This window comes from Pseudoduganella lutea (assembly GCF_004209755.1).
GTDB classification, from domain to species: Bacteria; Pseudomonadota; Gammaproteobacteria; order Burkholderiales; family Burkholderiaceae_D; genus Rugamonas; species Rugamonas lutea.
In genome coordinates, this window is record NZ_CP035913.1 from 4,273,707 (window position 1) to 4,299,795 (window position 26,089).

Sequence of the window (26,089 nt, forward strand, 5' to 3'; positions counted from 1 at the left end):
CCTATCACAGTGGTCAAATGCGTTATGATTGACGCAACAGATTGCAATCGTGGATGGGGGATCGATGGATGAATGGTGGCGGGCCGGGGACAGCGTGTGGCGCGAGGATGCGGCATCGTCCACGCGCTTCGTGCTCGAGGCGGTGCAGGGCGTGCCACGCATCGACTGGGAACTGGCGCGCGGCCGGTTGACGGACGTGGCGCTGCTGGTGGGCGCGGCGCTGCCCACCACGTGCGCGCATGCGGCGATCTTCCCCCAGGAATTTGCCTTTTGCCCGGAATGCGGCGCGGCGCTGCATCGCGCCGCACCGGCACGGCACCCCGCCTGGTGGGGGCCGGCAACCGGTTCCCTGGCGCCTGGTGCGGCCCCGTTGCCGCGCCACGTGCCGCATGGCTTGCCGCAAACGGCGATGCCGCTCGGCGATGCGCTGGAAGCGCGCGAACCGGAACCGTTCGTCGGCCGGCCCGACTGGCGCATGCCGGCACCGCCGAACGCCGTGTGCGTATTCGCCGCGGCCGACTTCGGCTTTGCCGCGCAACGCCTCGTCGCGCTCGCTTATACCCGCAACGTGGTGCAGTACTGGGATCCGCCGGGCGCCCGCTGGCATGTCTTCACCGCCGACGAAGGTTCGGCCGACCTGCACTTCACCGCGTCGGCCTATGCGTGGCTGCCCCCGGCCGATGCGCACGATGCCACCTCGCGCGGCGAGTTCGGCATCGTGCCCACCGCGCAGGGCCTGTTCCGCCTGGTGATCAATCCGCTGGCCGAGAGCTGGCGCACCGAAGCCGTGTTCCAGGCACCGCTGGCCGCCAGCCCCGGCGGCGTGGGCCGCCGCATCGCGTGCCCGTTCGTCACGCCCGACGGCGTGCGCGTGTGGAGCGCGGCCGCCGATGGTGCCGATCCGGAAGTGCTGGACATCGAATCCGTCGACCCCACGGTGCCGGTGCCGCAAGGCGGCTGGTCGCGCCCGTTCAGCTACGACGGCCGGCTGTACTGGCTGCACGAGGATGGCCAGTTGCTGTGGCGCCCCGGCCATGCGCCGCGCTGGTTGCCATGGCCGTTCCCCTGGACGCCGCGCCTGCAGTTCGGCGGCCCGGCGCGCAGCCGCGACGGGCGCCTGTGGCAGATCGGGAACGATGGCGCCGGCTATTCGTTCCGTGCCCTGGACGATGGCGCCGGCCTCGGCGCGCCGCAGGTCGAGCCGATCGATGGCGCGCGGCTGGGCTTCGGCACGCTGCTGTTCCGCCGCGGCCACCAGGTCAAGGACGACCCGTGGTCGGTCGAGGATGTGGAAGACCAGGCGCGTGGCGATGCGCTCGTGCTGCCGCTGCTCGAAGCCGTATCGGCCACGCGTGGCCAGCCGTCCGGCCTCGTGCTGCGCTTTGCCGGCTTCACGGGCCGGGCCGAGGCCGCGCTGGCCGGCGACATCCTGCCGCGCACCTTCGTCGAATGGATCGGGCGCCACAACGTGATCCTCGATGAAATCGCCCGGCTGAAGAATCCGGGCGACTGCGTGGCGTTCGTCTGGCATGGCAGCCTGTGGCTGCACCACCCCACGTGGAACGAGATCCGCGGCTGGAAGCTGGAGGGGCTGGCGTGACGGGCTGGCAGCGTTGGTCGGCGTTGGTACTTGCATCCGCCGTTGCTTCATCCCCGGCCGTCACCGCGCAGGCGGCGTCGCACGTGTTCCTCGTCCAGAACTCGGGCTGGATGGAGCCGTTCTACACGGACCCGGCATCGCCCTACAAGGCGCTGGTGACGGAAGTGGTGCAGGCCGCGATGGCGCCCGGCGATGCGCTGGTGCTGGCCTCGTTCAACCAGGGCTTGCCGGGTGCCCCATCGCCGCGCGCGCTGCTGGCGCAGCAGGGCAAGCCCAATCGGAACAAGCTGCGCGGCGTGCTGGGCCCGCTGGAAGTGGGCCGCAAGCCCGGCGGCAAGGCCATGGCCGATACCGACCTGGGCGAAGCGGTCGGCGGTGCGATCGACGGCGCGCTGGGCGGCAAGCCCGGCCTCGTGTGGCTGTTCACGAACAACCGCAACAGTCCGAACAACGACCAGGCCACGGCACGTCGCAACCGCGAGTTCTACCAGCTGATCCACGAGGGCAAGGCGATCCGCAAGGCGCTCGCGTTCCCGCTGAAGATGCCCGTGCAGGGCGCCCAGTACAGCGCGGGCGGCCTGATGGTCTACGTGTTCGCCGTGCACGAAGGCGGCGCGCGCGAGCTCGATGCGCTGCTGGCCAGCGGCCGCCTGAAGCAGGTCATCACCGAGACACCCGCGCGACTGAAACCGCTGGACCAGGACACGGTACGGCTCGTGCCGGCCCGCGTGGAAAACACGCCGGGCGTGCGCTACGCCGTATTGCCGGATGGCCGGCTGCGCGCCGAGCTCGATGCCGACAGGCCGGCCGCGGCTTCCACGCCTTCCGCGCGCATCACATGGCGCCTGGAAAATGCGATGTACCCGTACACGATCACGTCGGCCGACATCAGCGCACAAGCGGCGCTGGCCGGCGAAGTGAAGCCCGTGGCGCTGCAGGCCGATACCGTGCGCAACCTGGCCCCCGGCAAGCCGCAGCCGCTGGCGTCGACACTCAGCCTGCCCGTGGCGAACGTGCCCGGCAAGTGGTCGCTGGCGGCATTGTCCACGGCCGGTTCCGCCCAGGTGATTCCGGGACGGATCGAGGTGCGGCTGGCGAACCAGCGGCTCGAACTGTCCCAGACCTTCCGGCAGCGGATGGCGGAACTGTTCCCCGGCGACCCGCTGCCCGATATCTTCACGCCGCCCGCGCAAATCCAGGGTTCGCGCGCCGTGCTGCCTGTCGAAGTGCGGCTGCAATATGGTGCCGGCCCGCTTCTGGCCATGATCGGCGGCCTGTTCGCGCTGCTGGCCGCGGCTGGCGCGCTGGCGGTGGCGGCCACGCGCGGCCGCAAGGTCGTCGTCATCGTCGACGGCGAACGGCGCACGCTGCGCACCAAGGCCGGCGCGAAGTCGCCTCTGTACAACGCGGCCGGCGACCAGGTCGCCGAGCTGCACACCACCCTGTTCGGACACCAGCTGGCGAACGTGCGCGAAGGCGCCAGCGTGCAGCTGGCTGATAAAGCCGGCCGATAAACAAAAGGAAAACCATGCAAGCCAACGAACCCCAGCGCGATCCCGGCTTCCGGATCCCCGACGACAAATCCGCCCAGGCACCCGCCGGCGACGGCGCGCTGTCCACCACGCCGCCGGGCGATACCGCTGCCGGCACGGCCGGCAGCACAGGCAGCACAGGCAGCACAGGCAGCACAGGCACCACGGGCATCGAAGTCGCACCCGAAGGGCAGGTGCCGGCCACCGACACGTCCACGCGCGACATCGCCATCGGCGGCGGCATCTTCCTGTTCCTGCTGGTGATCTTCTTCTTTGTCCGCAACGCCTTCGTCAACAACCTGGTGAAGCGCCGCGTGGCGCCGTCGGCGGCCGACACGGCTGGCTGGCTGCTGTTCGTCGGGCTGGCATTCCTGTCCGCCGCGGTGGTGCTGGGCTTCGTCAATTCCACCAAGTTCCTCAGCCTGGCCATTACCGGCACGCTGCTGGTGTTCGGCATCGCAGCCATTGCCGGCGCACTGTTCACCGGGCGGAGGTAAGCCGTGGACCCGATCGGTAAAGGAATAGATAAACGCGCCGAACTGAAGGTCGACCTGCGCCCGACGCTGTTCATCGGCGCCGGCGGCACCGGCATGGAAGTGATGATGCGGATCCGGCGGCGCATCCTGTCGGCCGTGTGGAACCGCCACCATCCGGCGCGCGTGGAATCGATCGGCGAATTTCCTGTCGCGCGTTTCCTGCACATCGACCTGGACAGCGGCGCCGTCATCGACGAGGGAAAATCGCAGCGCACCGACCCATGGTATGAACTGGTCAAGCTGGGCGACGAAGAGCGCCTGATCGAGCCGATCGACCTGCAGCAATACCACGAGTCCGACGACAGCCTGGCGCGCTTCCCGCTCATCGAAAGCTGGATGCCGCTGCGGCCGAAGAAGCTGCGCTCGCTGGGGATCGACCCGTCGCTGGGCGCGGGCCAGATCCGCGCCGTGGCACGGCTGTACCTGTTCGACAAGTATCCGAAGCTGCGCGGCCGCATCAAGGGTGCGCTCAATTTCCTGGCGTCGAACGCCGGCATCGAGCGCAAGGACAATTACCAGCGCCTCGGCCTGCAGGTCGATACGTCGAAATTCCGCATCGTCGTCATCGCGTCGAACGCGGGCGGTACCGGCGCCGGCACCGCGCTCGACCTGGGCTGGCTGGCCAAGGCGATCGCCCGGCAGGAAGTGGCCGACAGCCAGGTCGACCTGGTGATGTTCATGCCCACCGGCTATGCGCGCGCCAACAAGGAGCGCACGGAAGCCAATGCCTATGCCACGCTGATGGAAATGGAAACGGCGATGCGCGACATGAACGCGCAGGTGCGCTGGGCCGATCCGGACAGCCTCGTCGGCCGCGGCGCGCCGTACGACGACGTGTACTTCGTCGATACGGCGAACCTGGCCAACAAGGCCACGCAGGACGTCAAGGACGTGTACCAGATGGTGGCCGATTCACTGTTCGAAGATTTCGCCTCGGCCGATTTCGCCAACCGCAAGCGCTCGGTGGCCGTCAACCAGCAGCAGCACAAGCTCGGGCCGTTCAATCCGAAGGTGCCGGAACAGCGCTTCGGCGACATGCGCCTGTCGTACTCGAAGGTGTATTCGGCCTTCGGCCAGTCGGTGCTCGACACGCAGCAGGGCCTGCGCGAGGATATCCGCGCCTATGAGCTGGCCGCGCTGATGGTGAAAGCCTTCTTCGGCATCATCGGCAAGGACGGCGCCCCGGCCCGCCGCGCCGGCGACGGCGAACGCGACGTGTTCATGCGCGAGCACATGTGGCTGGCCGAGCGCCCGTTCGACGAATTCCCCGATTTCAAGAAGGGCACGGTGGAAGTGACGCCGTTCCAGGAATACGCGCTGACCGACCAGCTGTTGATGGACAAGGACCAGCGTTCGCTGCTGGAGCGCGTGGAAGCGAAGGTACAGGCCGAGATCGACCGCATCACGGGCGGCTACGACCTGAAGGAATGGCGCGCCAAGATCGCCGAACTGCTGCCGCAGCTGGAACGCGATGCGATCCGCGAAGCCGGCGCTATCGCCGAGACGAGCGAAGACCGCCTGAAGCGCCACACGCAGGAACTGGTGATGCGGCTGAAAGGTCGCGTGCGCGAGCGCCTGTATGCGCTGCTGGACGACCGCCGCCAGGGTGGCCTGGAATTCGTGCTGTCGCTGCTCGAGCAGGTCAAGGCCCGTGTGGCCCAGCGCGACATTCCGCGCATGGAGCACAACGAACGCCGCTACCGCGAGATGCGCGACGCGCTACGCACGCGGCAGGTCGAGGAATCGCTGAACAACCTGGCGCAGGCCGCCAGCAAGTGGATCAACGCGGGCGCGCAGGCGCGCGAGGTGATCGTGCACTTGAAACGCGACATCGCCGACTACCTGCGCTTCCACCTGCTGGCCGTCACCGCCGGGCAGTCGGCCGAGGTGCTGCGCCAGACCTCTTCCTGGCTGGGCGAACCGCAGTCGGTCGACGAGAAGGGCCAGGCCGTGTGGTCCGGCATCGCCGGCGAATTCCAGGAAGGGCGCCGCCACGTGGAAGCCATGCTGGGCGCCGTCGACCAGCGCGTGGCGCAGTTGCGCGCCGATGCGCAGCACGACCATGCCACCTACATGAAGCTGGCGAACGACGAAGCGCCGCCGCCCGTCAAGCTGACCGGCGACGTGTCGGCATGGAGCGAGGAAGTGCTGCTGGAATTCGGCGGCTCGGCGCGGCTGTTCCCCCAGCTGGGCGACGAAAAGCTGCGCTCCTCGCTGCTGCTGAAACTGTTCCGTCGCGCGCAGACGCAGCTCTCCACGGAAGAAGCCGAAGGAGGAATAAATTCGGAACCCTCCGATCCGCTGCTGGACCGCCTGCTGGCCATGTCCGTGCAGGAGCGGCAGCGCGTCTTTGCCGAATGGCTCAAGAGCGCGATGCCGTGGGTGAACGCCAGGTTCTCGGCGGAGTTTACGCCGGGTGCCGACCAGTTCAAGTGCTTCGTCGGCGTCGGCGACGTCAATGCGTGGAAGCGGCTGGAAGCGGAAATCCGCGCGGCCGCGCCCACCGGCTATTTCCACGGCGAGCTGGTCAACATCGTCAACACGGGCGTGAAGGGCAGGGCGGTGTGCTACATCGAACTGTCCGGCTATCCGATGACGGTGCTGCGCGGCCTGCCCACGTGGCGCACGTCGTACCAGATCGAGAACCCGAAGATCCCCACGCACCTGCACTTCGACGCGACGCGTTTCCGCCACCCGATCGCACCCGGCATGGATGAACTGAACCGGCTGGCCGACGATTACGAATGGTTCCTGCAGGCCGTGGCCATCGGCGTGTTGAAACGCAAGGCCGACCTGGCCGACCGCGAGGCCTCGTTCCAGCCGCGTGGCCAGTACCTGTTCGAGGTCGAGCAGGGGTCCGGCGAATGGCTGCAGGTGGGGAACGAATACGCGATCCGTTCCAACGGCCTGCCATCGTTCTACCGCGAGCAGATCGTGGGGACCGTGCAGCAGCGCCTGGCGCGCATGGGGCCGCACCAGTTCCTGCTGCTGGCGGCGCTGATGCGCCACTACCAGCATCGCGTCTACCAGCCGCGCCTGGAAGTGGACGAGACCGGGGCCGAGCTGCCGTCGCCGTCGCTGCCGAACATCACGGCCAAGCGGCTGCACGAGGAATGGCTGCGGCGCGCGCTGGCGGCCGAGCCGGCGCTGGCCGGGTCGTTCGACCGCGTGCTGGAGCTGCTGCCGCAGTGGAGCGAACTGGTGCCGGGTTCGGCGTCCGATGCCTACCAGTGGGAAGTGCAGCACAGTGTCGACAAGCGCGTGCCGCGCGCCGAATACTCGGCTGGCGAAGCCGCCGCGAAGGCACTGCTCGGCGGTGGGGTGTCGATCGCCAAGGCGGTGGATGCGCCCGCCGGTGCCGTGGCGTCCGGCATGCCGGCCACTGCCTCGTCCGCGCTTTTCAAGGTGTTCGTCAACAGGACGCAGCAGGGGCCTTACACGGTTGCCGAACTGGCCGAGCGCATCGCGCGCGGCGAAGTGGATGCCGCCACCAAGACCTGGAACATGCGCTGGGTGCCGCACGTGGATCAATGGCAGCCTGCCGGCGCCGTGGCGGAGCTGGCGCCGCTGTTCGCCCAGGCGATCCCCGATCCGGTGGATGACATCCCCGACCCGGAGTAAGCGGTGACGTCCGATCTTCGTTGCATCAACCAGTCTTGCGGCCGCGGCTTTCCGCGCGCCGTGCGGTTTTGCCCGTATTGCGGTACCGGCCAGGCGGCCGGCGCACCACGCACCGCCACGCCACCGGCCGCCGTGCCACCGCCCGCGCCCGTACCACCGCCGGCGCCGGTTCCCTCACCGGCAACAGTGACACCACCACCGGCAACGGTGACGCCACCGCCACCGGCCCCCGTGCCGCCGCCGGTCCGTCCGCCCGCGCCGCCGGCGGCGGCGCCGGCACCTTCGCGTCCCGGTCCCACCCAGGCGCCGGGCTACCAGCAGGCGCAGCCGGCGGCCGGCGTGCCGCGGCCACCGGGCAGCATGCCGGGCGGGCCGTCGCTGCCACCGGTGCGCAAGCCGGTCGGCAAGGGCACGTGGATCTTCATCGGGCTGTTGCTGGTAGCGATCTGGTTCCTCGTCAAGCCGGGCGATCCGGCAAAGGCGCTGGCCGGCAAGGTCGATGAAGCCATTGTGCTGACGGAAGAGTGCAAGATCGCCGACGCGCGCGAGGCGCTTGCCGAACTGCGCAGCGCCAAGGCCGACACGGTCCAGCTGGCGCGGCTGCAGAAGGCGATCGCCAGTGCCGCCCCGGCGTGCGAAAAGAAAAAACAGCGTGACAAGGCCTGGTCCGATGCGCGTGCCGCACTGGAAACGGCATTGTCCGGCGATGCGCTCGACAAGGCGTCTGCGCGGCTGTCGGCGTTCGTCAAGCGCTGGAAGGACGACGAGGAAACCCGCGAGATGCGCGAACGCATCGACGTGCGCCGCGCCGAGAAGCTGCTGGACGAAGCCAACGCGTGCCTCGCCAGGAAAGATCGCGCCTGCGTGGAAGCCCGGCTGGACGCGGCGGAGAAACTGCGCCGGCCGGAAACCCGGCCGCGGATCGAGGCGCTGCGCGAATCGCTGTCGCGGATGCTGGAATCGACGCTGCTGGAAGGGGCAGGCCAGGGCAGTGGACAAGGCAGTGGACAAGGTACCGGACAGGGGGGCCAAGGTGGGCAGGCCGGGCAGGCCGCCTATCCGCCGCCGCTGTCGACGACGCCGCCACGCGTCGCCACGGCCGCGGTGCAAATGCCTGGCAGCAGTGCCGAGGCGCGGCGACTGCGCGCCGAGGCCGAACGCGAGCTCGCCCAGGGCAACTACCGCAGCGCGATGGGCCTTGCCGGACAGTGCAGCGCACAGGGCGGCAGCGATTGCGGCGCGCTGCGCGACAGGGCCGCGCGGCTGGAGCGCGAAATGCACGCCTGCGTGCAGGGCGGCCGCGAATGGGTTGGCGAACGCTGCGAGTAGTTGGCGAACGTGGCGCAACGGGCGCAAGTGCGTGCAAATGCGTGCAACTGAGCACAACTGAGCGCAGGCGAGTAAGCTGACCGGCACGCGAACGGCGGCGCAAGGGCGAATTTTGTTAAGCTGCCGGCAAGGAGGAAATCATGCAACCCATATCACGATTCACCACGACCACAGGCGTTCTTGCGCTGCTGCTGGCACTTGCCGGCTGCCACAAGGAGGACGACCGCCGCGTCGACGGTCCGGCCGAGCGCGCTGGCCGCGAGCTCGACGAGGCTACCGGGAAAGCGGCCGAGCACCTGGAAAAAGCACGCGAAAATTTCCAGGAAGCCGCGAAGGAAACGGGCCGCGAGCTGGACCAGGCGGCGGAGAAAGCGGGCGAGAACCTGAACAAGGCCGCCGAAGTGGTCGGCGAAAAGCTCGAACGGGCCGGCGAAAAAGTGCAGGCCAGCGCGGAAGCTGCGCGCGAGGACCAGGAAGAAGCGGAAAAAGGCAAGTCGAAGTAAAGGCATCGCCTGGCCCGGCCGCGACGCGGCGACTACCACGCGGCAACCACCACGCGGCAACTCGGGCCACAGCAATTCAGGCCACCAGGTCCGCCCGCTCCAGGGTCTCCGCTGCGGCGGGCACGCCGTCCAGCATGTCGCCTGTCACGACAACCAGGTCGACGAAGCCGTTGCGCCACGCGCTCTCGAGATCCTGTTCGACGGCTTCCAGCGTTGTCCGCTCCAGGTCGTGGAAGCCGCGCACGCCATAGGCGCGGTTGCGGCCATGCGACTTGGCCATGTACAGCGCCATGTCGACGAGGTTGACGGCCCGCTCCCACGACATCGGCGTGTCGAGTGCCACCAGCGGGAACGGCGCGAATCCCACCGATGCGTTCACGGCCAGCATCCTGCCCTGGTACTCGACGGATTGCGATGAGATGCCGTGCAGGATGCGGCGTGCCACGTCGTCGAGGCCGCCACGCGGCACGGCCGGCAGGAATGCGAGGAATTCCTCGCCGCCCCAGCGCACGATCATGTCCGTTTCGCGCAGCGTCTCGCGCAGGCTCGCGGCGATCATCTTCAGCACCGCATCGCCGGCCGCATGGCCGTGGCTGTCGTTGATGTGCTTGAAGTGGTCGACGTCCAGCAGGAACAGCGCGCCGATCAGGTCGCCATCCTGCTGGCGCCGCTCGGCCTTCCCATGCCCGGCCTGCCCGGGCTCGACCTGCCCATGGTGGCGCATGAACTCCTGGAAGTGCCGGCGGTTGTACAGCGCCGTCAGCGGATCGCGCGCGCTTTGCTGCTTCAGCTCCCGGTTCTTTACCTCGAGCTGGGCATTCGCCTGGCGCACCTTGCGGTACAACAGCCCCACGACCACGGCCGCCAATGCAAACACGATCGCCAGCAGCCACCAGATGCGCTGCTGCAGCCGCCGGTTATCCAGTTCCACCCCTTTCACGCGGTTTTCCTGGCGCAGCGCGTCGATCTGCCGCTGCTTCTTTTCGGTGTCGTACTTCTGCTGCAGTTCCAGTACGGCTTTCTGGCGCTGCTCGGCGAACATCTCCTCGGAGATGTCGCGTTCCCGGTGATACGCGTCGATGGCGCCCTTGTAGTCGCCAGCCTGTTCCAGGGCGGCGCCATATTCCACCAGCACGGCCTGCAGCTCCGGCTTTACGCCGTTCTTTTCATAGGCGTCCAGCCCCGCCTCGAACTGGCGCCTGCCTTCCGCCAGCCGGCCCATGCCCAGGTAAGCCTGGCCCAGGTTGACGCGGGCAGTGGCGATCACGAGGGGACTTTTCACGTCCTCGCCGGCGGCCAGCGCCTGCTGCGCGAAGCCGACCGTGCTTCGGTAGTCGCGTTTCTTCAGGTACAGGTCCGACAGGTTGACGAGAGTGTCGGCGATCATTTGCCGCGCGCCCAGGCGGCGCTCGACATCGAGTTCCGCCAGCAGCGCGCGGCGGGCCTGTTCATGCTGCCCCGATTCGATCGCCAGGCCGTATTCGGTGGCCAGCGCGATCGCCAGTCGGCCGGGCGATTTCATGCGTTGCGCCACTTCCAGCGATTCGCGCTGCACCTCCCAGCCCTTGTCGAACTGCTTCATGTCCGTGTAGAGGAATGCCAGCGCGTTCAGCGCGCCGGCCAGCGGCGCATTGTCCTTCTTTACCGTGCGCGCCAGGTCGATGGCCGCCTGCAGCCGGGCCAGCGCGGCCGGATAGTTGCCCTGTTCCTGGAACGACTGGCCGGCCGAGATCGTCGCCTGTACGCGCAGTGGCAGGTCGCCCGTGTTGTTGGCCGCCCGCTCCGCCTCGAAGTTCGCCTTGTGCGAACCGCCCAGGTCATCCAGATCGAACAATGCATAGGCGCGGGTCAGCTGGCCCTTGGCATACACGGCATCGTCGCGTGCCGCGCGGCCCCAGGCCACCAGCTCGTCGCCCATCGCCAGAGCGCGTTTCGGGTCGCCGGCGCGCCGGATCGCACTGCTGTACAGCCAGTGCAACTCGGCACGGGTGGCCAGGGGCGCGGTCCGCGCCTGCGGCACCAGGCGGGCCAGGCGGGCCACGGCCTCGTCCGGGTTGAAGCGCACCATCTCGCGCGTGGCGGCCAGCTCCTCGTCGAGCGCAGCCTGGCCGAACGCGAGCGCCGGCGCCAGCACCAGGAGGGCGGCGAAGCGGCGAACGGCGCGGGAATGGAAAGCGGAGAGCAGGGCGGCCAACGGAAGGTCCTTGCCGCGCAAGGATGGGGCACGGGTGCACATATTATAGGCTTGTTGCTATAAGGAATTTCACGCGCAGCCGCGAATTTTCCCGGCCGCGCGGCACGTCACGGCATTTCTGCAACACAGTTATCTTGCCGTCATTGCCCAAGTCACAAGTCCGGGCGTTCAGGCTCACGCGGCCAGTTGCTGCAGCAGGTACAGCCGCTGGTACAGGCCGCCCTCGATCCGCATCAGCGCGTCATGCGGGCCCGATTCCTCGATACGGCCGTGGTTCAGCACCACGATGCGGTCGGCGTCGCGGATCGTCGACAGCCGGTGGGCGATCGCGATGATCGTCACCTGTCCGCGCAATTCGTCGAGCGCCTGCTGCACGATCTGCTCGGTGGAGCTGTCGATGCGCGAGGTGGCTTCGTCGAGCATGAGCACGCGCGGCTCGCCGGCCAGCGCGCGGGCGATCGCGATCAGCTGTTTCTGCCCAGATGAGAGCCGGGAGCCGCCTTCGCCCAGCAGCGTGTCGTAGCCGTTTTCCAATGCCATGATGAAGTCGTGCGCATGCGCCGCGCGCGCCGCCTGCTCGATCCGTTCGGGCGGCAGGTTGCGGCCCATGTCGATGTTTTCGCGGGCCGACGCGGCCAGCAGGAACGGGTCCTGCGGCACCAGGCCCACGCGGGCGCGGAACGCATCGTTCCCGATGTCGTCCAGCGGCACGCCGTTCATCAGGATGCTGCCGCGCGGTGCCGGGTAGTAGCGCAGCAGCAGCGACATCAGCGTGGACTTGCCGCTGCCGGTATGGCCCACGATGCCGTAGAACGCGCCCTGCGGGATCTGCAGCGAAAGATCGTGCAGCACTTTCTGGTTGTCGACATAGGCGAAATCCAAATGGCGGATGTCGATGGCCGGCGTGTCATGTGAGGCTGCTTCGTTCGCGGCGTCGGCCGCCGCGCTGTCGCGATATTCGGGCACACCCGCTTCATCGAGCAGCGTGGCCACGCGCGCCGTGGCCACCACCGATTGCTGCAATTGCGAAAATTGCGTGGTGATCTGGATCAGCGGCTCGATCACGCGCGCGATATAGCTGATGAACGCGTACAGCACGCCCACTTCCGCCACGCCGAGCACCGCGCTTTCGGCACGCTGGCCGAACAGCCAGATCACGGAGGCGAGCAGCACGATGTTCAGCATGTCCAGCGCCGGCCGCAGCAGCCAGGCATTGGCGCGGATCTCGGCCACCCGCTGCGTGTATTGGTCTTCGTTGGTGCGGAAAAAGCGCTCGGCAAAACGTTCCTGCGCATTGTTTGCCTGCAGCACGTTCATGCCGCCGATCGATTCGGCCACCTGGGCATTGATGTCGCTGCGCAGCTGGCGCGCCTTCGCCACGGCCGGCGCCGACAGGCGCTGGTACAACCACACGATCAGCAGCACGCATGGCATGAGCGCCACCACCAGCAACATCAGCCGCCAGTCCAGCCACGCCATCGCCAGGATCGTGCCGATCAACACGATGGTGCTGTCCAGGATCACGAACAGCACCTGGATGTACAGGCCCTTCACCGCCTCGGTATCGTTGGTCACGCGGGACACGAGCTGGCCGGTGATGGCACGGTCGAAGAACGCCATCGGCAGGCGCAGCACGTGGCCGTACACGCGCTCGCGCAGCCGCTGCACCGAGCGCATCGCCAGGCCGGACAGGCGCACCAGCTGCAGGTAGCGCAGCCAGGAAGCGGCGCAACCGGTGAGTACCACGCCGCCCAGCAGCAGCGCCATCGCCTGCCAGTCCAGCACGCGCGGCAGCAGGTGTTCGTCGATCAGCCGCTTGCCCAGCAGCGGGCCGACCACTTCCAGCCCAGCGGCAATGACGAGCCACAGCACGGCCCACCACAGGTGGTGGCCATCCGGCCCGGCGGCATCCTTCAGCAGGCCCGTTGCCCGCCGCATCGATTCCGCGTGTGATTTTTCCTGCGGGTTTTCGTCCGTGCTAGCTTGCATCGAGGCTCGCCTCCAGTTGTTGATAGCGCCATTGCCGGGCATACCAGCCATCGTGCGCCAGCAATTCGTCGTGGGTGCCCTGTTCGACGACGCGGCCATGGTGCAGCACGACGATCCAGTCGGCGTTTACCACGGCCGAGAGCCGGTGGCTGGCGATGATTGCGCTGCGCACCGGCCTCGCACGGCGCAGGTCTTCCAGGTGGTCGAGGATGCGCGTTTCGGTGCCCGTGTCGACGGCCGACAGTGCATCGTCCAGCAGCAGCAGGTCGTTGTCGGACAGCAGCGCGCGGGCGATCGCCACGCGCTGGCGCTGGCCGCCGGACAGCGTGATGCCGCGCTCGCCCACCTCCGTCTCGTAACGGTGCGGGAACAGCAGGATATCGTCGTGGATGGCCGCCAGGTCGGCCGCGTGTTCCACTTCGGCCCGCGTTGCACCGGGCTTTGCCAGCGCGATGTTCTCGGCGATCGATGCCGAGAACAGGAACGATTCCTGCGGCACCCAGCTGATCGCGCCGCGCAGCGTCCCGAGCTTGTACTCCTCCAGCGCATGGCCATTCCAGCGCACGGTGCCCGACTGCGGCGCCAGCTGGCGCAGCAGCACGCGCAGCAGCGTGGTCTTGCCCGAACCGGTGGCGCCGACGAGGCCCAGCGTCTGCCCTGGCCGCAGGCGCAGCGTGACGTCTGCCAGCGCCGGTTCCACCTGGCCCGGGTAGCACACGGTCAGGTGGTCGACCGCCAGTTCGCCCGGCTGCAGTTCGGCCATCGTGCCGTGGTCGGCGATCGTCAGCGGCGCGTCGAGCATCGGCTGCAGCCGCTGCCATGCGGCGCGGCCCCGTTCCAGCAGGGACAGCACCCAGCCGGCGGCGAACATGGGCCAGATCAACTGGCCCAGGTACATCGAGAAGCTCGTCAACCCACCGATCGTCAGCTGGTCCGTCCACACGAGGTAGCCGCCCACGCCCAGCGTCAGGCCGGTGGCGGCCGTCAGCGTCAGTCCCACGGCCGGTTCATAGGCCGCTTCCCAGCGCTGCGCGGTGAGCGCCGCGTTAGATGCCTTGCCGGCCAGTTCGGAAAACGTGGCGGCGCTGCGCGCTTCCAGGCCGAGCGTGCGCAGTGTGCGCACGCCGGTCAGGGTTTCCTGCACATGGTCGTTCAGCGCGGCGAACCGTTTCAGCGAATCGCCCGCCGCCGTGTGGATCTGCGTGGAGATGCGCCAGAACGCATAGGCCATCAGCGGGAACGGCAGCAGGGCGACGAGCGCGAGGCGCCAGTCGACGCCCAGCGTCATGATGCCGATGACCAGCACCAGGGTCAGTGCGCCGTCGAAGCCGGCCAGCATGGCTTCGCCGGCCGCCTGCTCGATCGAATCGATGTCGTTCGTGGCCAGCGCCATCAGGTCGCCGGTGCGCTGCTTCTGGTAGAAGGCCGGACCCTGCAGCGTAAGGCGCCTGTAGAAGCGCGTGCGCAATTCCACGCCGAGCCGGTAGGCGGTCGAATACAGACGGATCCGCCATGCCACGCGCAAGCCGTAGTTGGCCACGCCGACCAGCAACAGCAGGCCCACGCCCTCGATCAGTTCCGTGTGCGAAAGACGCTGCGCGGCCAGTGCGTCGACCATCTGGCCGATCTTGCGGGGAATCCAGACGCCGATGACGGCAACGAGGACCAGCATCACGCCGGCACCCGCATACGCGCGCCAATGCGTGCGCACGAAGCCGGTGATTAGCCTCGATAAACTCATGACATATCCTTGAATGGGGCCAGCGGCCGATTCGGGGGACTAGGATACATCAGGCGGGCAGAGCGCGTCGGCCGACCCGTGCGGGTCGGCGACGTGGGGAGGGGAAATTACTTGCGGGATTTGCCCGGTGCCGAGCGGGCCGGCTTGTTGTCGGCCAGTGCGGCCAGTGCTTCGGCAACGGGTTTCGTGGCCGGCTTGCCGCGCACGGTTTTCGCCGCCGCCTGTTCCGCCTCGAACAGCGTGGCCGAAGCCTCGGCGGCTTCGGCCGCGATCGGTGCGGCAACCGGCGTCGCTTGCGCCGCCGCGTCGGTCACGCGTTCCACGGCTTCGCTCACCGCGTCGCTTGCCTTCGACGTTGCGTCGGACCCGGCTTCGGCTGCCTTGGCGATCGACTCGCTGGCGGCTTCGACCGCATTGCTCGTGGTTTGCGCGGCTGCCTCGGTGGCCTCCTGCGTTGCCTTCGAGGTTGCCTCGGCCGCATCCTGCGTTGCCTTCGAGGTCGCCTCGGTGGCATCCTGCGTTGCCTTCGTGGCGGCTTGCGCCGTGCCTTGCGCCGCCGTGGCGGCCGCTTGCGTGACCGCGCGGGACGCTTCCACCGTGCTACTGGTGGCCGCTTGCGCGGCGTCGCTTGCCGCATGCGCCGCCTGGGAAGCCGTGGCGGTGGCGCCGGCAGCGGCCGACTGCGCCGCTTCCGCCGCCGCGTTCGTGGCTGCCAGCGCGGCGTTCGCGGCGGACTCGGACACTTGGGCAACGGCTGGCGCGGCCAGGCTCAGCGTCTTCGCCGGCACGTCGCGGAAGCGCTCCGTTGCCGTGCGCAGCAGCGCCTGCTGGGTCTTGGTGGCGATCGAGAACACTTCGCGGTTGTAGGCAAACAGGCCTTCGATCGCGGACAGCGGGCGGGCCAGTTCGAAGACCGCGCTGGAATCCTTTGCTTCGATCAGCTTGCGGGCGGCAACCGTGCTGCGTTCAGCGGCGTTGCGTGCCGTGCTGAGGTTCAGTGCCACGAGCTGGCCGGCACCGTCGACGGTGCTTTTCAGTACGCTGTTCAGGAAATTGAGCTGGCTCTCAAGCTGCGTTTTGCTCGTTCTGGAAATCTGTTCGGAAATCTGTTCGGTAATCGAAGACATAAGCTCTCCCGGGAACAAGGAATTGTGCGTTGCAATAAATGAATTCTAGCGATGAAACAAGGCATTGGAAAGCGGTTTGTGCGTTCTTTATTCGGAAATTAACGCACTGCAACATACGTTTCGGTATCCGAATTTTCAGTGCCATTGCGCCGTTTGCCTTGTTGTCCCTACAATCGGCCATCCCCATTGCTGGAGTTCACCCATGGAATTCGTCATTCGCAACGCCACGCTGCCCGACGGGCGCACCGGCATCGACATCGCCGTGCAGGATGGCCGCATCGCCGCGGTCGCGCCGCGCCTCGCCCTGACCGCCGCGCGCGAGATCGATGCGGAGGGCGACCTGGTCACGCCGCCGTTCGTCGATGCGCACTTCCACATGGATGCCACGCTGTCCTACGGCCTGCCGCGCGTGAACGCCAGCGGCACGCTGCTCGAAGGGATCGCGTTGTGGGGCGAACTGAAACCGCAGCTCACGCAGGAAGCGCTGGTCGAACGGGCGATGCGCTATTGCGACTGGGCGGTAGCGCGCGGCCTGCTGGCGATCCGCACCCACGTCGATGTGTGCGACGACCGCCTGCTGGCCGTGGAGGCATTGCTGGAGGTGAAGCGACGCGTCGCGCCATACCTCGACATGCAGCTGGTGGCGTTCCCGCAGGATGGCCTGCTGCGCAGCCCGACGGCGCTGGCCAACCTGAAGCGGGCGATCGCGATGGGCGTGGACGTCGTCGGCGGCATTCCCCATTTCGAGCGCACGATGGCCGATGGCGCCGAGTCGGTGCGCGTGCTGTGCGAATTCGCCGCGGCGCAAGGGTTGATGGTGGACATGCACTGCGACGAATCGGACGATCCGCTGTCGCGTCACATCGAAACGCTGGCCGCCGAGACCCACCGCCTCGGCCTGCACGGCCGCGTGGCGGGCTCGCACCTGACATCGATGCACTCGATGGACAACTATTACGTGAGCAAGCTGCTGCCGCTGATCGCCGAATCCGGCGTCGCGGCGATCGCCAACCCGCTGATCAACATCACGCTGCAAGGCCGGCACGACACCTACCCGAAACGGCGCGGCATGACGCGCGTGCCGGAATTGATGGCGGCCGGCGTGACCGTGGCGTTCGGCCACGACTGCGTGATGGACCCGTGGTACGGCATGGGGTCCGGCGACATGCTCGAAGTGGCGCACATGGGCCTGCACGTGGCGCAGATGACCAGCCAGCATGGGATACGCGCCTGCTTCGCGGCCATCACCGAAAACCCGGCAAGGATCCTGGGACTGGATGGCTATGGCCTGGAGCCCGGCTGCCACGCCGACCTGGTGCTGCTGGACGCGGGCGACCCGATCGAGGCGATCCGGCTGCGCGCGGCGCGCCGGCTGGTCATGCGGCGCGGCCGCATCCTGGCCGAATCGCCGCGTGCCGTGGCCCGGCTCCACCTGCCGGGCCGGCCCGACAGCGCCGACTTCCGCCAGTTGGGCCGGCCGAGCTAGCCAGCCGCGGCCGGCACTTATTGCATCGGGTTCGCGTCCTTGTACGACCGGGAGGCCGGGAAGAACCACCGCAACGCGCGGTGCACGCGACCGGCCCAGGCCTGCTCGTTGTGCATGCCGCCTTCGTCTTCCACGTACAGCAGGTCGTCGCCCTCGCGCCAGCCGTTCTTCAGCACGGCCTGGCGGAATGCCCGCGTGCCTTCGACGCCGTCCATGCCCGTGCCGGCATCCACGTACAGCCGCACCGGCGTTGCCGCGATCTTGCGCGCAGTGGTGACGGGCGCGCCGCCATTCCACCAGAACGAACCGGACATGATGCCGGCCTGGCCGAACACGTTCGCATGGTGCTGCGCCAGGTACAGCGATGCCAGGCCGCCGAACGACGATCCCATGACGGCGGTATCGGCCCGGCCGGGCAGCGTGCGGTACTGCCCGTCGATGTAAGGCTTGACGGTATCGACGAGGAATCGGCCATAGGCCGCCAGCTTGCCGCCGCCGTAGCGCGCATCGCAGCAGGGCGTGTACTCGCTGTTGCGGTCCGGCGTGTTGTCGACGCCGACCACGATGATCTCGCGCATGTCGCCCTGCGCGGCCAGCCGGTCGACCACTTCATCGATGTGCCATTCGGTGCTGTAGGCCGTCTTCTGGTCGAACAGGTTCTGGCCGTCGTGCATGTACAGCACCGGGTAGCGCTTGCCGGGATTGCGGTCGTAGCCTGCCGGCAGCCAGATGCGCAGCTTGCGGGTATTGCCCAGTTGCGGCGATGCGAAGTCATCGACGATGACGAGGCGGCCTTTCGCCACAAGCGCCGGTGCTGTCGCGCCCGTGGCCAGCAGCCGGATGCCATGGATGTCGACCCGGTTCGCCGGCCCCGACTTGCCGCCCGCATCCGCGTACGTGGCATTCGATTGCAGGCTGCTCATGTTGATGAAGTCCGACAGCTCGACCGAGTGTTTGCCCGCCTTCAATTGCGCGGACAGCGGCGTCGAGTACACGGCCTGGCCGGCAGGGGAGTGCGGCAGCTGCACGACCCCCTGGGCGACGACGCCGCCTGCCGCGTCGCGCACCTTCATCCACTTGACGCCGCCCGTGATGCCCAGGTTGACCTGGTGCGCATTGTTGCGGTAGCGGACCTGCACGGCATAGGTGCCTGCCTGCGGCACGGCAAGCGTGGCCGAAAACGTATCGGCGGGCGCGCCCCAGCCGGCGAACGCGCCGTTCTTCGCCTTCACGCTCGATGCGATGCGCGCATCGCCGGCGGCCACTTCGATGGCGCGGCCCGTGCAGGCCGGCGCGCTGTGGTGGCTGCGGTTGCCGGAGTCGGGAAACATGGCTTCCACCGCGTAGCATGCCGCCGCGGCCGGCTTCGGATCGGACCAGCTGGCGCCTTTCACGCCCGCTGCCGCCAGCTGGCCATCGCGATACACGTTGTAGACGGTGCCCGCCGCCGGCTTCGACGCGAATCCGAGCCTGCCATGCGCGGCCGACACGATCGCCGGTTCGGCCGGCGAGAACACGGCCGGATCGACCGTGAGCGGATCGGCCGCCACGCGCGTGATCGTTTGCCGCCCCGGCATCAGGCTGCCCAGCTGCACGACGATCGTGTTGTGTTCGCCGAGATCCGCCCACTTGATGCGGCCATCGACCGGCTTGCCGTTCAACAGCACCTGCTGCACGGGGTGGTAGCCGGCCATGGACTGCGCCGGCGGTAGCACCAGCTGCACGTCGATCACGTGGTTGCGCAGCTTCAGGCCGGCCAGCAGGGCCGTGCCGCTGCCCTGGAACGCTTCGTGGCGCAGCTTCGACGTGACGAAGGGCTTGACGTCGATGCCGTCCTGCGCGGTCGAGATGCCGAACACGCCGCCCACCAGCGCGCCGGCGAAGCCGCCCACGGACCATAGCTGGCGGCGCGAGTTGACGACGGGGCCCGCCAGGTCGGTCTGCCGGCCTCCACTCGGGTCGAACATCGGCAGGCCCGTGAGCCATTCGAAGTTTTCCATGTTGGACGCATTGACGGCGGCGCCGCGCAGGAGCGTGTCGTAGGCGGCATCGGCCGCAGCCACGTTCTGCACCTGGATCGCGGCCTTCAGCCCATAGGCGGTGACGAAAGGCCAGATCGCCCGGTTGTGGTACACGGCGCGGCCCGGCTGCTGCGGCCAGATCACCGGCGCGCCCATCGGCCCATGCGGGTAGCGGGCGACGATGCTGTTCGCCTGCTCGGCGTCCGCCACGCCGGTGACGATGGCCAGCGCCTGGCCCAGCCAGTCGAACTTGTGCAGCGGCGCGCCGTCGAAATGGCCGGCCGTGAGGCTGCTGTACATGCCGGCATCCTTCAGCCACAGCCGGCCGTTGATCGCATCCTTCAGCTGCACGGCCCAGTCGCCGTAGCGCTTTGCCGTGGCGGCATCGCCCTGTTCCTCCGCAAGTTGCGCCGCCAGCGTCAATGCCTTGTAGTGGGCCACGTTGGTCGACAGCGCCTTCGCCGTCGCCATGTGCGCCAGCTGGCCGGGAATCCAGTCCGCATACGTTTGCTCGCGCCAGTCGAGGAAGGACTCCTCGCCGTTGTACAGGCCCGCGGCCGGATCGAACGCCGCCACGCGGTCGATTTCGATCGTGTTCGACAGGGCTTTCAGGGCGACCGGCACGAACGCCGCGCGCTCGGCCGGCGGCAGTGCCTTCAGCGCCTCGTCGGCGCCGAACGCCCACGTGACGCGGTCGGTGCTGACGGGCCAGCTGCCGCCGCTGCCGGTATCCTGCACGATCTGCAGGCCGTCTTCGGTGCCCGGCACTTGCGCCGGCTTCTTCACGCCATCCCGGTAGCCCGAGAGCTTGAACTGCAGCGAGTTGCGCACCCGCTGCGGGTCCAGCATGCCCAGTCCCAGCCCGGCCGCGTAAGCCAGGTCGCGTGTCCATACGTAGTGCCATTTCTCGCCCGTTTCAAAGCATTCGCAGGGAATGGGCTGGCCGCCGTTATAGGAGTCGTCGCGGATCGCGGCCACGGCATCCTGCCGCATCTCGGCCATCGCCATTGCGAACAGCGCGTCGAACGCCACGCTTCCACTGCGCACGCGTGGCAGGCCCGCGCTCTCGGCATAGGTGACGTTCCGCGGATCGCCGTCCCGCAGCGTCATCGTCGTGCCATGCGTGTAGGTGCGCAGCGGCGCCTTCTCGTCGTCCGTGGCGATGCGCACCGCTTCCGGCTTGCCCCACGAACCGAAGGGAATCGTCTGCTCGGCGCATTGCAGCGAACCGGCGACGAGCATGGCCAGGGTGGCGGTGGCGATGAGGGTGCGCTTCATTGTTTCAACTCCAGGATGATGGCCGTGCGGGCCGGCAGCGTGATGCCGCGTTCGAGGTGGAAGGTTTGTCCGGTCAGGACATCGGTGCCGGCATGGACGCCGTCGAGCATCTCGCCGAAGCGGGCCGTGTCGAGCGTGACGGGCGTGCGGTTCTTGTTCAGGGCGACCATCACCTTGCCGCCGCCCTGCGCATTGCCGCCATACCGGAAGAACACATAGGTGTCTTGCTCGGGGCCGAAATGCATCGTTCGGCCACGGTGGATCACGGTGGCGCCCTTGCGCCAGTTCAGCAGTTTTTTCAAAAAAGCCTGTGCTTCGCGCTGCGCTGGCGTAAGGCCCGTGCCAGTGAACGCATTCACCTTGTCGCCCGGCCAGCCGCCCGGAAAATCGTGGCGGTACGACGCGTCGTCGCGGCCCTGCGTGGTGCTTCCCATCAGGATTTCGGTGCCGTAATAGAACTGGGGGATGCGCGGCGCCGTCAGCACGTAGGCCATCGCCATCTTCCACAGGCCCATGTCTTCGCCGAGCACGCTCCAGGTGCGGGGCAGGTCGTGATTCCCCTCGAACAGCACGAGGTCTTGCGGCGCCGGGTACAGGTGATCCTGGGCCAGCGTCTCATACAGATCGTTCAGGCTGAAGGTACCGTGGTCGCTGTCAGTCGCGGTACTGGTCAGCGCGCGGCGCAGCGCATCGTTCAGCGGGAAATCCATCAGCGACGGCAAATGGGACACGTAGCCATCGTGGTTGGCCTTGCCGGCCTGCCATCGCGCCACGACGGGCACGCGCGTGCTCCACTCTTCGCCGACCAGGTTCAGGTTCGGATATTCCGCCATCACGCGGCGCGACCATTCGGCGAGGAAGGCATTGTTCGAGTAGCCCCACGTATCGACCCGCAGGCCGGACAGGCCCGCATACTCGATCCACCAGATCGTGTTCTGGATCAGGTAGTTCGCCACGTAGGGATTCGCCCCATTGAGGTCCGGCATGCCGCGCGAGAACCAGCCTTCCGTGAAATTGCGCGCGTCGGCGCGGCTGCCATACGGATCGCCCACCGCCACGCGGTGGTGCCGCGTCATCACGGGCTTGCCTTCGTGGGTGATCCAGTCCGGCATGGGCAGATCCTTCATCCACCAGTGACCGGCGCCGATGTGGTTGAGCACCACGTCCTGGATGACGCCGATGCCCCTGGCGCGCGCGGCGGCCACGAAGGCACGGAAATCGTCGTTGCTGCCATAGCGCCGGTCGATACGGTAATGGTCGGTGGCCGCGTAGCCGTGATACGAATAGGCCGGCATGTCGTTCTCGAGCAGTGGCGTGGGCCAGACCTGCGTGTAGCCCATCGCGGCAATGTAATCGAGATGCGCGGTCATGCCGGCCAGGTCGCCGCCATGCCGGCCGCCGCCGGCTGCGCGGTTCGCCTTGTCGGGCATGGCCGCGATGCTGTCGTTCGCCGGATCACCGTTGGCGAAGCGGTCCGGCATCACCTGGTAGATGGCATCGCGGCCCGTGAAGCCCTGGCGCTCGCGCGAGCCCGGCGCGCGCGGCTGCAACTGGTAGCGGTGCTTCAGGACCGCCGCCTTGCCGGCCGCGCCGGGCGCGTGGAAGGCGATGTCGAAACTGCCCGGCCGCACGCCGGCGGCCAGCTCCAGGTCGATGAACAGGTAATTCGGGTTGGCCACGCGCGTGGTCCCGGCGATGCGCACGCCCGGGTAACCGATGTCCGGCCGCAGGTCGGCAATGTGCTCGCCATGTACTATCAGCTGCAGTGCCGGGTGGCGCATGCCGGTCCACCACGATGCGGGTTCCAGGTGATCGATGCGGTAACTGGCGGGGCCGCCCTTGGCAGGCGCGGGGGCCACCAGCATGGCAAGCATCAAGGGCACGGCGAGCGCCGGCGGCAACAGGGCAGGGTGCATGGTCTCCTCCGCAAAAGCCTGTAAGTAGTGGGACTACAAGCTCTTGGACGGCTTGCTGCCACGGGAAAACGTGAGCAGAATACTATGATTGCAGGGACTCTACAACGCCCCGGACAGCCAATCCCCTAGTTTTAATACATGGTGTGGACGGCAGCAACATGGCCGAAAGACGGTTTCGTTACATCTTTACAGTGGAAACGGTTGTCTTGCCGTGTTTTTTGTAGTTCCACTACAGAGTGCCGCCATGATTTCTGTAGCCGCGATACAACGAAAACGTTGCATGTGCCGCAAACACGGCGCAAAACCGCCAAAACAGGCGTAGTCGGATTGAACTTTAATTGACACTAGATCTAGTTTTAATACAAAATTCCCTCAGGACGTCTGACAGAGCGGCCGCAATCCTTGGAATCCCATGTAGTCGAGCTAATTATTGCGCGTGGGAAAAAATCGTACTTTAGTGAGGGGACTTCGATGAAATTCTTTGCGCCTGAGCGCCGTGTGCGCACGGCCCTGCAACTGAGCCCGGTCGCGGCTGGCTGCGCACTCTTCGTAACCGCGCTGGCGAACCCCGCCGCCGCGCAAACCACCACCACCCCGGCGGCCGAGGCGCCGATCACCACGGTGACCGTGACCGGCATCCGCCGCGGCATCGAGGATGCCATCTCCGTCAAGAAGGACTCGTCGTCGATCGTCGAGGCCATCTCCGCGGAAGACATCGGCAAGCTGCCGGACGTGTCCATCGCCGAATCGATCGCCCGCCTGCCGGGCTTGGCCGCCCAGCGCGTGGCCGGCCGTGCGCAGGTGATCTCGGTGCGGGGCCTGTCCCCGGACTTTTCCACCACGCTGCTGAACGGCCGCGAACAGGTCTCCACCGGCGACAACCGCTCCGTGGAATTCGACCAGTACCCGTCCGAACTGCTGTCCGGCGTGACGATCTACAAGACCCCGGACGCTGGCCTGATCGGCCAGGGCCTGTCGGGCACGATCGACCTGCAGACCGTGCGTCCGCTGAACTTCGGCAAGCGCACCGTGGCGATGAACGCCCGCGCCGAGCACAATTCGCTGGGCAGCGTGGCCAACACGAAGTCGCTGGGCAACCGCTTCTCCATCAGCTACATCGACCAGTTCCTGAACCGCAAGCTCGGTGTGGCGATCGGCTTCGCGCACCTGGAGTCCCCGGTGCTGGCCCACGAAACCGGCATCTACGAACCGTGGAAGACCGATTCCCGCACGGGCCTGCCGGCAGGCACCACCGCCACCGATGGCATCAAGGCACTGTCCCGCACCGGCTACAACCGCCGCGACGGCCTGATGGGCGTGGTGGAGTATCGCCCGACCAAGTCGTTCACCAGCACGCTGGATTTCTACGCGTCGGTGTTCAAGCATGAAGACACCGCCAACCAGTTCGAAGTGAACCTGTCCGGCTGGAATGGCGGCCTGCAGCCGGAGCCGTTCTATTCGAACGTGACGAAGAACGGCAACGCGATCGGCAGCGCCGTGGCCAACAACGTCTACCCGCTGGTGCGCGGCATGTACACCAACCGCCGCGACGACATCCGCGCGCTGGGCTGGAACAATGAATGGCGCCTCGATGGCGTGAAGCTGGTGGCCGACCTCTCCTGGTCGAAAGCCAAGCGCGATGAACTGGGCCTGGAAAACAACCTGCAACTGGGTGCCGTCAACAACGCGCAGTACCTCGATACGATCAACCTGGGCTTCAACAGCGGCACGTTCCCGACGATGACGCCGGGCCGCGCCGACTATAGCGACGCATCGAACCTGTACGTGAAGAACACGATCTACGGCTCCGGCTATGGCAAGGTGCCGTACGTGGAAGATGAGCTCAAGAGCGTGAAGCTGGCCGCCAACTTCCAGGCGCCGGCCGCGCTGGAAAACTGGTTCTCGGGCTTCGACGTGGGCGTCAACCACAGCGACCGTTCGAAGGACAAGGATCAGCCGGAAGGCAACATCAACCTGGCCGGCAACCCGACCACGATCGATCCGTCGCTGCTGTACGGTTCCGTCGACCTGGGCTTCGCCGGCGTCGGCAACGTGCCCGCATGGGACGTGCCGGCCGTCGTCGCGCGCTACATGACGTTCAACCCGACCGCTGGCAGCGGCGCCATCCTGATCAAGAACTGGTCGGTGCGCGAGAAGATTTCCACGGCCTACGCCAAGGCGAACATCGAGCATGAGTTCGGCGACATCTCGCTGCGCGGTAACGTGGGCGTGCAGGTGCAGCACACCAAGCAGTCGTCCGATTCGAAGTACTTCAACGGTGCGCTGGCCGGCGACCAGCAGGTGCAGCCGATCCACGACGGCAAGTCCTACAACGACTGGCTGCCGAGCATGAACCTGAACTTCGGCCTGCCGAACGACCAGACCGTGCGTGTGGCAATGGCCAAGCAGATCGCCCGCCCGCGCGTGGACCAGCTGCGCGCCGCGCTGGACTTCGGCGTGTCGGACACCACGTTCAAGCCGGGCGCTTCGGGCGGCAATGCGCAGCTCGATCCGTGGCGCGCCAAGGCGTTCGACGTGTCGTATGAAAAGTACTTCGGCAAGAAGGCCTACGTGGCCGCGGCATTCTTCTTCAAGAAGCTCGACACGTACATCTTCACGCAGACCAAGACCTATGACTTCTCGGCGTTCATCCCGGGCACGAAGGCCAACACGCAGTTCGGCGACTACAAGGCGCCGTACAACGGCAACGGCGGCACGATGCGCGGCATCGAACTGTCCGGCTCCCTGCCGCTGAACATGCTGACCCCGGTGCTGGATGGCTTCGGCATCGTGGCGTCCGGTACCTACACGGACAGCAATATCGCGATCCAGGAACCGGATGGCTCGATCGGCCAGAACATCCCGCTGCCGGGCCTGTCGAAGCGCGTGACGAACCTGACCGTGTACTACGAGAAGAACGGCTTCGAGACCCGCCTGAGCCAGCGCAAGCGTTCCGACTTCGTGGGCGAGATCGGCAACTTCGCCGCCGAACGTTCGCTGCGCTACGTGGTGGGCGAGAGCATCCTGGACTTCCAGGTCGGCTACACGTTCCAGAACGGCCCGCTGAAGGACATGGGCATCGTGCTGCAGGCGAACAACCTGCGCAACGCCGCCTACGAAACCTACAACGGTTCGAAGAACCAGCAGCTGGAATACCAGAAGTACGGCCGCACCGTGCTGCTGGGTGTGAACTACAAGTTCTAAGCCAGCTTCGCT

Annotated in this window: 14 protein-coding genes; 8 read left to right on the forward strand and 6 right to left on the reverse strand. The window is 67.2% G+C overall.

From position 1 onward, the window contains the following. Positions 1-64: 64 nt before the first annotated feature. The 6 genes from EWM63_RS18165 to EWM63_RS18195 all read left to right on the forward strand — a co-directional run bounded on the left by EWM63_RS18165 (position 65) and on the right by EWM63_RS18195 (position 9,121). On the forward strand, positions 65-1,600 hold the full coding sequence (locus tag EWM63_RS18165; protein ID WP_130187793.1) for a hypothetical protein: 1,536 nt from the start codon (positions 65-67) through the stop codon (positions 1,598-1,600). After that, positions 1,558-3,114: a hypothetical protein gene (locus tag EWM63_RS18170; protein ID WP_229487364.1), complete on the forward strand. Its 1,557-nt coding sequence runs from the start codon at positions 1,558-1,560 to the stop codon at positions 3,112-3,114. Before EWM63_RS18165 ends, EWM63_RS18170 begins: the two co-directional genes overlap by 43 nt. A gap of 14 nt (positions 3,115-3,128) precedes the next feature. Next, a complete protein-coding gene (locus EWM63_RS32070) occupies positions 3,129-3,629 on the forward strand; it encodes a hypothetical protein (RefSeq protein WP_207221112.1) in 501 nt (166 codons plus the stop codon). A gap of 3 nt (positions 3,630-3,632) precedes the next feature. Next, positions 3,633-7,289 carry a tubulin-like doman-containing protein gene (locus tag EWM63_RS18180; RefSeq protein ID WP_229487365.1) on the forward strand — a complete coding sequence of 1,219 codons (3,657 nt, stop codon included), beginning with the start codon at positions 3,633-3,635 and terminating at the stop codon, positions 7,287-7,289. Between the two features lie 3 nt (positions 7,290-7,292). Further along, positions 7,293-8,618, forward strand: coding sequence for a hypothetical protein (locus tag EWM63_RS18190; protein ID WP_165390861.1), 1,326 nt, complete (start codon positions 7,293-7,295; stop codon positions 8,616-8,618). Between the two features lie 140 nt (positions 8,619-8,758). Further along, positions 8,759-9,121, forward strand: coding sequence for an apolipophorin (locus EWM63_RS18195; protein WP_130187795.1), 363 nt, complete (start codon positions 8,759-8,761; stop codon positions 9,119-9,121). Between the two features lie 76 nt (positions 9,122-9,197). On the opposite strand, the gene EWM63_RS18200 is transcribed toward EWM63_RS18195, so the two are convergent. The 4 genes from EWM63_RS18200 to EWM63_RS18215 all read right to left on the reverse strand — a co-directional run bounded on the left by EWM63_RS18200 (position 9,198) and on the right by EWM63_RS18215 (position 16,172). After that, entirely contained in the window at positions 9,198-11,315 is a 2,118-nt protein-coding gene (locus tag EWM63_RS18200) for a tetratricopeptide repeat-containing diguanylate cyclase (protein WP_229487366.1), read from the reverse strand. 174 nt (positions 11,316-11,489) lie between these two features. After that, on the reverse strand, positions 11,490-13,304 hold the full coding sequence (locus EWM63_RS18205; protein WP_229487367.1) for an ABC transporter ATP-binding protein: 1,815 nt from the start codon (positions 13,302-13,304) through the stop codon (positions 11,490-11,492). Beyond that, entirely contained in the window at positions 13,294-15,045 is a 1,752-nt protein-coding gene (locus EWM63_RS18210; RefSeq protein WP_130187797.1) for an ABC transporter ATP-binding protein, read from the reverse strand. The genes EWM63_RS18205 and EWM63_RS18210 overlap by 11 nt, the downstream gene beginning before the upstream one ends. Before the next feature lie 107 nt (positions 15,046-15,152). Further along, positions 15,153-16,172 carry a phasin family protein gene (locus tag EWM63_RS18215; RefSeq protein ID WP_130187798.1) on the reverse strand — a complete coding sequence of 340 codons (1,020 nt, stop codon included), beginning with the start codon at positions 16,170-16,172 and terminating at the stop codon, positions 15,153-15,155. Positions 16,173-16,374: 202 nt separating this feature from the next. Between EWM63_RS18215 and EWM63_RS18220 the strand changes: the two genes are divergently transcribed. Beyond that, positions 16,375-17,658, forward strand: a complete 1,284-nt coding sequence (locus EWM63_RS18220; RefSeq protein ID WP_130187799.1) for an amidohydrolase family protein — start codon at positions 16,375-16,377, stop codon at positions 17,656-17,658. 17 nt (positions 17,659-17,675) lie between these two features. Here the strand turns inward: EWM63_RS18220 and EWM63_RS18225 are convergent, their stop codons facing one another. Then, complete coding sequence (locus EWM63_RS18225) at positions 17,676-20,957, reverse strand: alpha/beta hydrolase-fold protein (protein WP_130187800.1); 3,282 nt, start codon at positions 20,955-20,957, stop codon at positions 17,676-17,678. Further along, positions 20,954-22,873 (reverse strand): glycoside hydrolase family 13 protein, encoded by a 1,920-nt coding sequence (locus EWM63_RS18230; protein ID WP_229487368.1) that lies wholly within the window; start codon positions 22,871-22,873, stop codon positions 20,954-20,956. Before EWM63_RS18230 ends, EWM63_RS18225 begins: the two co-directional genes overlap by 4 nt. 471 nt (positions 22,874-23,344) lie before the next feature. Here EWM63_RS18230 and EWM63_RS18235 point away from each other — a divergent pair, with 471 nt between their 5' ends. Then, entirely contained in the window at positions 23,345-26,077 is a 2,733-nt protein-coding gene (locus EWM63_RS18235; RefSeq protein WP_130187801.1) for a TonB-dependent receptor, read from the forward strand. The last annotated feature ends 12 nt before the right edge of the window (positions 26,078-26,089 follow it).

Bases quoted from the DNA above. Each gene is read 5' to 3' on its own strand.
- EWM63_RS18230 (WP_229487368.1), bottom strand. From the start codon at position 22,873: ATGCACCCTGCCCTGTTGCCGCCGGCGCTCGCCGTGCCCTTGATGCTT.
- EWM63_RS18195 (WP_130187795.1), top strand. From the start codon at position 8,759: ATGCAACCCATATCACGATTCACCACGACCACAGGCGTTCTTGCGCTG.
- EWM63_RS18215 (WP_130187798.1), bottom strand. From the start codon at position 16,172: ATGTCTTCGATTACCGAACAGATTTCCGAACAGATTTCCAGAACGAGC.
- EWM63_RS18235 (WP_130187801.1), top strand. From the start codon at position 23,345: ATGAAATTCTTTGCGCCTGAGCGCCGTGTGCGCACGGCCCTGCAACTG.
- EWM63_RS18225 (WP_130187800.1), bottom strand. From the start codon at position 20,957: ATGAAGCGCACCCTCATCGCCACCGCCACCCTGGCCATGCTCGTCGCC.
- EWM63_RS32070 (WP_207221112.1), top strand. From the start codon at position 3,129: ATGCAAGCCAACGAACCCCAGCGCGATCCCGGCTTCCGGATCCCCGAC.
- EWM63_RS18205 (WP_229487367.1), bottom strand. From the start codon at position 13,304: ATGCAAGCTAGCACGGACGAAAACCCGCAGGAAAAATCACACGCGGAA.
- EWM63_RS18165 (WP_130187793.1), top strand. From the start codon at position 65: ATGGATGAATGGTGGCGGGCCGGGGACAGCGTGTGGCGCGAGGATGCG.
- EWM63_RS18210 (WP_130187797.1), bottom strand. From the start codon at position 15,045: ATGAGTTTATCGAGGCTAATCACCGGCTTCGTGCGCACGCATTGGCGC.
- EWM63_RS18220 (WP_130187799.1), top strand. From the start codon at position 16,375: ATGGAATTCGTCATTCGCAACGCCACGCTGCCCGACGGGCGCACCGGC.